The organism is Paracoccus haeundaensis, from assembly GCF_006239215.1.
GTDB lineage: Bacteria > Pseudomonadota > Alphaproteobacteria > Rhodobacterales > Rhodobacteraceae > Paracoccus > Paracoccus marcusii.
Genome location: NZ_VDDC01000015.1, coordinates 125,757 through 132,372, shown reverse-complemented (window position 1 = coordinate 132,372; position 6,616 = coordinate 125,757). Strand labels below are relative to the sequence as shown.

At 66.9% G+C, this 6,616-nt stretch carries 6 protein-coding genes; 4 read left to right on the top strand and 2 right to left on the bottom strand.

What is annotated here, in order from left to right; translation table 11 throughout:
• The coding region (locus tag FHD67_RS10125) for an NAD(P)H-hydrate epimerase (RefSeq protein WP_281282451.1) at window positions 1-285 on the bottom strand (285 nt) is incomplete at its 3' end.
• A gap of 155 nt (window positions 286-440) precedes the next feature.
• Here FHD67_RS10125 and FHD67_RS10120 point away from each other — a divergent pair.
• The 3 genes from FHD67_RS10120 (at window position 441) to FHD67_RS10110 (ending at window position 2,705) form a co-directional block, all read left to right on the top strand.
• Window positions 441-779 carry a P-II family nitrogen regulator gene (locus FHD67_RS10120; protein WP_042248864.1) on the top strand — a complete coding sequence of 113 codons (339 nt, stop codon included), beginning with the start codon at window positions 441-443 and terminating at the stop codon, window positions 777-779.
• A gap of 75 nt (window positions 780-854) precedes the next feature.
• On the top strand, window positions 855-2,261 hold the full coding sequence (glnA, locus tag FHD67_RS10115) for a type I glutamate--ammonia ligase (RefSeq protein WP_045983010.1): 1,407 nt from the start codon (window positions 855-857) through the stop codon (window positions 2,259-2,261).
• 174 nt (window positions 2,262-2,435) lie between these two features.
• Window positions 2,436-2,705 carry a hypothetical protein gene (locus FHD67_RS10110; protein ID WP_045999139.1) on the top strand — a complete coding sequence of 90 codons (270 nt, stop codon included), beginning with the start codon at window positions 2,436-2,438 and terminating at the stop codon, window positions 2,703-2,705.
• 67 nt (window positions 2,706-2,772) lie between these two features.
• Here the strand turns inward: FHD67_RS10110 and FHD67_RS10105 are convergent, their stop codons facing one another.
• Window positions 2,773-3,840 (bottom strand): alkene reductase, encoded by a 1,068-nt coding sequence (locus tag FHD67_RS10105; protein ID WP_139598620.1) that lies wholly within the window; start codon window positions 3,838-3,840, stop codon window positions 2,773-2,775.
• Between the two features lie 217 nt (window positions 3,841-4,057).
• Here FHD67_RS10105 and FHD67_RS10100 point away from each other — a divergent pair, with 217 nt between their 5' ends.
• Window positions 4,058-6,607 (top strand): cation:proton antiporter, encoded by a 2,550-nt coding sequence (locus tag FHD67_RS10100; protein WP_139598619.1) that lies wholly within the window; start codon window positions 4,058-4,060, stop codon window positions 6,605-6,607.
• Window positions 6,608-6,616 lie beyond the last annotated feature (9 nt).

Sequence of the window (6,616 nt, the reverse complement as noted above, 5' to 3'; positions counted from 1 at the left end):
CGCCGCCGCGTCGGAGCCCGGTCGCGGGGCCGCGCCCAGCACATCGACCCGCCAGCCCGCCTGCGACAGCGCGCGCGCCGCGACAAAGCCGTCGCCGCCATTCGCGCCCGGCCCGCACAGGACGACCGCCCGCCCCGGACGCGGCCAGCGCAGGCGGATCTGGCCCGCGACGGCACGTCCCGCGCGGGTCATCAGGTTCAGCCCGGACGTCACGCCGCTGCCTATCGCCGCGGATTCGATGGCGCGCATTTGAGCGACGGTGACGATTTCACTGCCTTCCATCATGGTCGATGATTAATCCTTGGGCTGGATGGTGAAATATTAGGCATACGAGCCGGACAAACGGCTTGGGGGCTTCCAAGATCATGCTGCTGCATTTACGCGGTTCATCAAACGCGCCAATCAGTCTTCAGGCAAGCCGCGAGGAAGGGTCTATTGCGATGAAGAAGATCGAGGCGATCATCAAGCCGTTCAAGCTGGACGATGTCAAAGAGGCGCTGCAGGAAGTCGGCGTGCAGGGTCTTTCCGTAACCGAGGTCAAGGGTTTCGGACGTCAGAAGGGCCATACCGAACTGTATCGCGGCGCTGAATATGTCGTCGACTTCCTGCCCAAGGTGAAGATCGAGATGGTGCTGCCCGACGATCAGGTCGATGCCGCCATCGAGGCGATCGTCGCCGCCGCGCGCACCGAGAAGATCGGCGACGGCAAGATCTTCGTCTTGCCCGTCGAACAGGCGATCCGCATCCGGACCGGAGAGACGGGCGACGACGCCGTCTGATCGACCGAAGTTACACAGGCCTTCGCGCCCGGCAGGCCCAGGCCGCCGGGCCGCATCTACGAAGAAAGGGAAGAGATGCAAATTAAGGATGTCTTGAAGCTGATCGAGGACGAGGATGTCGCCTATGTCGACGTTCGCTTCACCGACCCCAAGGGCAAGCTGCAGCACGTGACGCTGGACCGCGACCTGGTCGACGAGGACTTCTTCGAGGAAGGCTTCATGTTCGACGGCAGCTCGATCGCGGGCTGGAAGTCGATCGACCAGTCGGACATGAAGCTGATCCTGGACCCTGCCTCGGTCTATATCGATCCGTTCTATGCCGAAAAGACGCTGTGCGTGCACTGCAACGTGGTTGAGCCAGACACGAACGAGCCCTATTCGCGCGACCCGCGCGGCACCGCCGCCAAGGCCGAAGCCTATCTGAAGGCGTCGGGCATTGGTGACGCGGCCTATTTCGGACCCGAGGCCGAATTCTTCATCTTCGACGACGTGCGCTATTCGGTGACGCCGCAGAAGGTGTCGTTCCAGATCGACGCAGCCGACGCCGCCTGGAACACCGACACCGAATACGAGATGGGCAACACCGGTCACCGCGCGGCCCACAAGGGCGGCTATTTCCCGGTCAACCCCGTCGACACCGCCCAGGATATCCGCGGTGAAATGCTGTCCACCATGAAGCGCATGGGCATGCGCGTCGACAAGCATCACCACGAGGTCGCGACCTGCCAGCACGAGCTGGGCCTGATCTTCGGTGGTCTGGTCGAGCAGGCCGACAACATCCAGAAATACAAGTACGTCATCCACAACGTGGCCCATGCCTATGGCAAGTCGGTCACCTTCATGCCCAAGCCCATGAAGGGCGACAATGGGTCGGGGATGCACGTCAACATGTCGATCTGGAAGGACGGCAAGCCGCTGTTCTCGGGCGACAAGTATGCGGACCTGTCGCAGGAGGCGCTGTACTTCATCGGCGGCATCCTGAAGCATGCCAAGGCGCTGAACGCGCTGACCAACCCGTCGACCAACAGCTACAAGCGCCTGATCCCCGGCTTCGAGGCCCCCGTTCTGCGCGCGTTCTCGGCCCGCAACCGCTCGGGCTGCGTCCGGATCCCGTGGACGGAGAGCCCCAAGGCCAAGCGTGTCGAAGCGCGTTTCCCGGACCCCTCGGCCAACCCGTACCTGTGCTTTGCGGCACTGCTGATGGCGGGCCTGGACGGCATCAAGAACAAGATCGATCCGGGCCCGGCCTCGGACAAGGATCTCTACGACCTGCCGCCCGAAGAGCTGGCCGAAATCCCGACCGTCTGCGGGTCCCTGCGCGAGGCACTGGAGGAACTGGAGAAGGACATGGACTTCCTGCTGCAGGGCGACGTGTTCACCCGCGACCAGCTGGAAGGCTATATCGCGCTGAAATGGGAAGAGGTCTATGCCTACGAGCATACCCCCCATCCCATCGAATACGCGATGTATTACAGCTGCTGATCCCGTCCGCGGATCAGATCGGGGGGCGGTCCTGTGGGGCCGCCCCTTTCTCATGCGATCACGACGACCACACGGGACAACACGGTTTGGTGACAGGGTGTCACGAAAGTCGGTTTCCGGCGTGTCTGTAAGCATGGATCGACACGGTCCACCCACATGACACCCAGGAGAGACATGATGAAACGTCTTGTTGCCGCCGCCACCACCGCCGCCCTGATGGCGCTGTCCGCACTGCCCGCCGCCGCCGGCCTGGCGGGCATGAGCGAACGCCCCGATTTCGCGCCCGCGCCCATGGCGCAGGTCAAGGTCGAACGTCGCGCCGGTGATCTGTTCACCGCCCGCGAACTGGGGCAGCGCAACCTGATGGCCGACGATGTCGTGTCCGTCACGCTGCTGCCGTCGGCCGGTGACGCGGCCATGCGGTCCAGCCGCGACGACAGCTGATCGTCTTCAGCATTGCAGAAAGGGGGCGGTCCGATGGGCCGCCCCCTTTGTCATGCGTGACGCCGGATCATTCCGCGGCGATGTCGGTGGCGGTGGGATAGTCGGTGTATCCCTCGGCGCCGCCTGCATAGAATGTGGCCGGGTCCTGGTCGTTCAGCGGCAGGCCGCGGCGGAACCGTTCGGGCAGGTCCGGCGTCGCGATGAAATCGCGCCCGAACGCCACGGCATCGGCGCGACCCTCGGCCAGCAGGGCCTCGGCGCTTTCGCGGGTCAGGCCCTCGTTTGCGATGACCGGGCCGCCGAAGGCGTCGCGGATAGCGTCCAGCAGGCTGTCCTCGGCCACGCGTTCGCGCAGGCACAGGAAGGCCACGCCGCGCGCGCGCATGTCGCGGGCGACCTGCGTGAACAGCGCGCGGGCATCGCTGTCGCCCATGTCATGGCTGTCGCCGCGGGGCGCCAGGTGGACACCGACCCGGTCGCCGCCCCAGACGCCGACCACCGCATCGGTGATTTCGTTCAGGAAGCGGACGCGGTTCTGGATGTCGCCGCCATACTGGTCGGTGCGGGTGTTGCTGCGGTCCTGCAGGAACTGGTCGATCAGATAGCCGTTCGCGGCGTGGATCTCGACCCCGTCAAAGCCCGCGTGGCGCGCGTTCTCGGCCGCCTGGCGATAGGCCTCGACGATGCCGGGGATCTCCTCGGTGGTCAGGGCCCGGGGCGTGACATAGGCGCGCTTGGGACGCAGCAGGCTGACATGCCCGTCCGGCTGGATCGACGACGGCGCCACCGGCAGCTGCCCGCCCAGCAGCTGCGGGTCGGAAATGCGGCCCACATGCCACAGCTGCAGGTAGATCATGCCGTCGCGTTCGTGCACGCCCTGGGTCACCTTCGACCAGCCGGCGATCTGGTCGTCGTTCCAGATGCCGGGCGTCGCCTCGTATCCCACGCCCATCGGCATGATGCTGGTCGCTTCGGACAGGATCAGGCCGGCGCCGGCGCGCTGGCGATAGTATTCGACCATCAGGTCGTTGGGCACGCGTGCATCGCCCGCCCGCGACCGGGTCAGCGGGGCCATCACGATCCGGTTGCGCAGCGTCACCGCCCCCAGGGTCACGGGTTCGAACATCGAGGACATGCGGGTCCTCCTTTCTTGATCTTGCTTGTGGGGCCGTCCGGCCCGGAATGTCAGTGCGGGGCGCCCTGCGCCCCACGGGCCTTCAGCTGTGTGTGACGCGACCCGATTTCAAGGCCGCCTGCCGCGTCGTCACATCGCCGTCACCGGCGCGGAAAAACGCGCGCGGGCGGCGGGGTTGGCCTTCCATGTCGGTCGGTCCGCGACTATCCAGAAAGCCATGGATATCATGTTGCTGACTGCCTTTACCGCGGTGCTGTTCCTGCTGATCGCAGCAGCGGAACCCTTGGCCGCGCGCCTGCGCCTGCCGTTCAGCGTGATGCTGGCGGCGGTGGGTATCCTGATCGGCGGCGGAGCCCTGTTCCTGCTGCGCACCAACGTGACAGAGACGCTGAATCCGGTGGCGGTCGGCATTCTGTCGCTGCCGATCCGGTCCAGCGTGTTCATGTACGTCTTCCTGCCGACGCTGATCTTTCAGGCGACGCTGGAGATGAACATCCGGCGGATGATGGATGACTGGGTGCCGATCCTGACACTGGCCGTGGTGGCCGTGGTGGCGGCGACCCTGACCATCGGCTTCGCGCTGCACTGGATCGGGGGGCTGCCGCTGATGGTGGGCCTGCTGATCGGGGCGATCGTGTCGACCACCGACCCCTCGGCGGTCGTCAGCATCTTCCGCAGCCTGTCCGCGCCCAAGCGCCTGTCCCGCATCGTCGAGGGCGAGTCGCTGTTGAACGACGCCGCCGCCATCGCGCTGTTCGGCCTGTTCCTGACCTATGTCATGCTGGGCGTCCCGAACCCGCAGCTGGGCGAGGCCCTGGGCCAGTTCCCCGGACTGATCGTGGGCGGCGTGCTGGCCGGGTGGCTGGTCGCGCGGATCGCGCTGGCGTTGATGAGCCTGTTCGGGCGGTTCGAGACGGCGCAGATATCCGTTTCGGTCGCGGTCCCTTACCTGGCCTATATCGGCGCGGAACAGCTGCTGGGCGCGTCGGGCGTGATCGCGGTCGTGGTGTCCGGCCTGACGCTGAACCTGATGGGTCCGGGCCGCCTGGCGCCTGCGTTCTGGGTCAACCTCAAGGAGGTCTGGGGCCTGCTGGCGCATTGGGCCGGGGCGCTGATCTTCATCCTGGCGGCGCTGCTGATCCCGCGCCTGCTGGGCGAGGTGCGGCTGAACGACCTGTTCCTGGTCGGTGTGGTGGTGATCGCGGCCTTCGTCGCGCGGGCGCTGATCCTGTTCGTGCTGCTGCCGATGCTGACCACGCTGCGCCTGTCGCCCAAGATCCAGCGACCCTATCGCGTGGCGATCATGTGGGGCGGACTGCGCGGCGCGGTGACCCTGGCGCTGGCCCTGGCGGTGACCGAGAACCTGCGCGTGCCGGTCGAAACGAAGCGCATCGTCGGCATCCTGGCCACCGGCTTCACCCTGTTCACGCTGATCGTGCAGGGCACCACGCTGCGCGGCGTCATCGCCCTTCTGGGGCTGGACAAGCTGTCGCCGCTGGACCGGGCGCTGTCGAACCAGGTCGTCGCCGTGGCGCTGCAGTCGGTGCGCGAGGGCGTCGCCTCGGTCACCGAGAACTATGACCTGACCCGAGAGACGGTGCGCTCCGAAGCCAAGCGCTTTGCCGCACGGCTGGACAATGCCGTCGAGGCCGCCGAGGCCGAGGACAATGCCGAGATCCTGGACCGCGACCGCATCACCTTGGGCCTGATCGCCCTGGCCGCGCACGAGCGCGAGATGATCGTCCAGCGGTTCCGCGAGCGGGCGATCTCGGCGCGACTGTCGGAACAGGCGCTGTTCGACGCCGACCGGGTGATCGAGGGCGCTCGTTCCGGCGGGCGCACAGGCTATCAGCGCGCGGCACGGCGCAATCTGCGCTATGGCCCGGCGTTCCGGTTCGCGGCCTTCCTGCGCAACCGCATCGGCGTGGCCGGCCCGCTGGCCCGCATGACCGCGGACAGGTTCGAGATGTTGCTGGGCAAGCGTCTGATCCTGCGGGATCTTCACGGGTTCATCGACCGCCGCATCCGGCGGATTCACGGCCGGCGCGTGGCCGAACTGCTGCACGAATTGCTGCAGCGGCGGATCGAGGCGGTGGAGACCGCCCTGGAGGGTCTGCGCCTGCAGTTTCCCGGCTATGCCGAGGAGCTGGAGCGCCGCTTCATCCGCCGCACCGCCCTGCGGCTGGAGGAGCGCGAGTACAACGCCCTGCGCGACGACGGCCTGATCGGCGCCGAGGTGCACATCCAGCTGATGGACGATGTCCGCCAGCGTCGCCAGCAGTCCGAAGGCCGCCCCAAGCTGGACCTGGCCCTGCGCAAGAACCAGGTCGTGCGGCAATTCCCGCTGTTCGCCGATCTGGACGACGCGGAACTGAAGCGCCTGAGCCGAGAGATCCGCACGCGTTACGTCAATGCGGGCCATGTGATCACCCGCAAGGACACGCCCGCGCGGTCGGTCTTCTTCGTGGCTTCGGGCGCGGTCGAGCAGGAGGTCGCGGGCCAGACCGCGCGCCTTGGCCGCGGAGAGATGTTCGGCCAGATGGGCGTGCTGACCCGCCGCATCCGCAAGGCGGAGGTCCGCGCGATCACCCCCAGCACGCTGTTGGTGCTGGACGAGGCCGGGTTCCGCCGCCTGCTGAAACGGTCCGCCGCGCTGCGCAAGGCGGTGCGCGACAGCGTCGTCGGCAAGACCGTCGCCGGAGAGGTCCTGCGCATGCCCGAGCTGGCCCAGGACGCCCCGCTTGGCGAGAACGCCGCAAGCGGCTAGACCGGGGCG

Bases quoted from the DNA above. Each gene is read 5' to 3' on its own strand.
- FHD67_RS10105 (WP_139598620.1), bottom strand. From the start codon at position 3,840: ATGTCCTCGATGTTCGAACCCGTGACCCTGGGGGCGGTGACGCTGCGC.
- FHD67_RS10110 (WP_045999139.1), top strand. From the start codon at position 2,436: ATGATGAAACGTCTTGTTGCCGCCGCCACCACCGCCGCCCTGATGGCG.
- FHD67_RS10100 (WP_139598619.1), top strand. From the start codon at position 4,058: ATGGATATCATGTTGCTGACTGCCTTTACCGCGGTGCTGTTCCTGCTG.
- FHD67_RS10120 (WP_042248864.1), top strand. From the start codon at position 441: ATGAAGAAGATCGAGGCGATCATCAAGCCGTTCAAGCTGGACGATGTC.
- glnA (WP_045983010.1), top strand. From the start codon at position 855: ATGCAAATTAAGGATGTCTTGAAGCTGATCGAGGACGAGGATGTCGCC.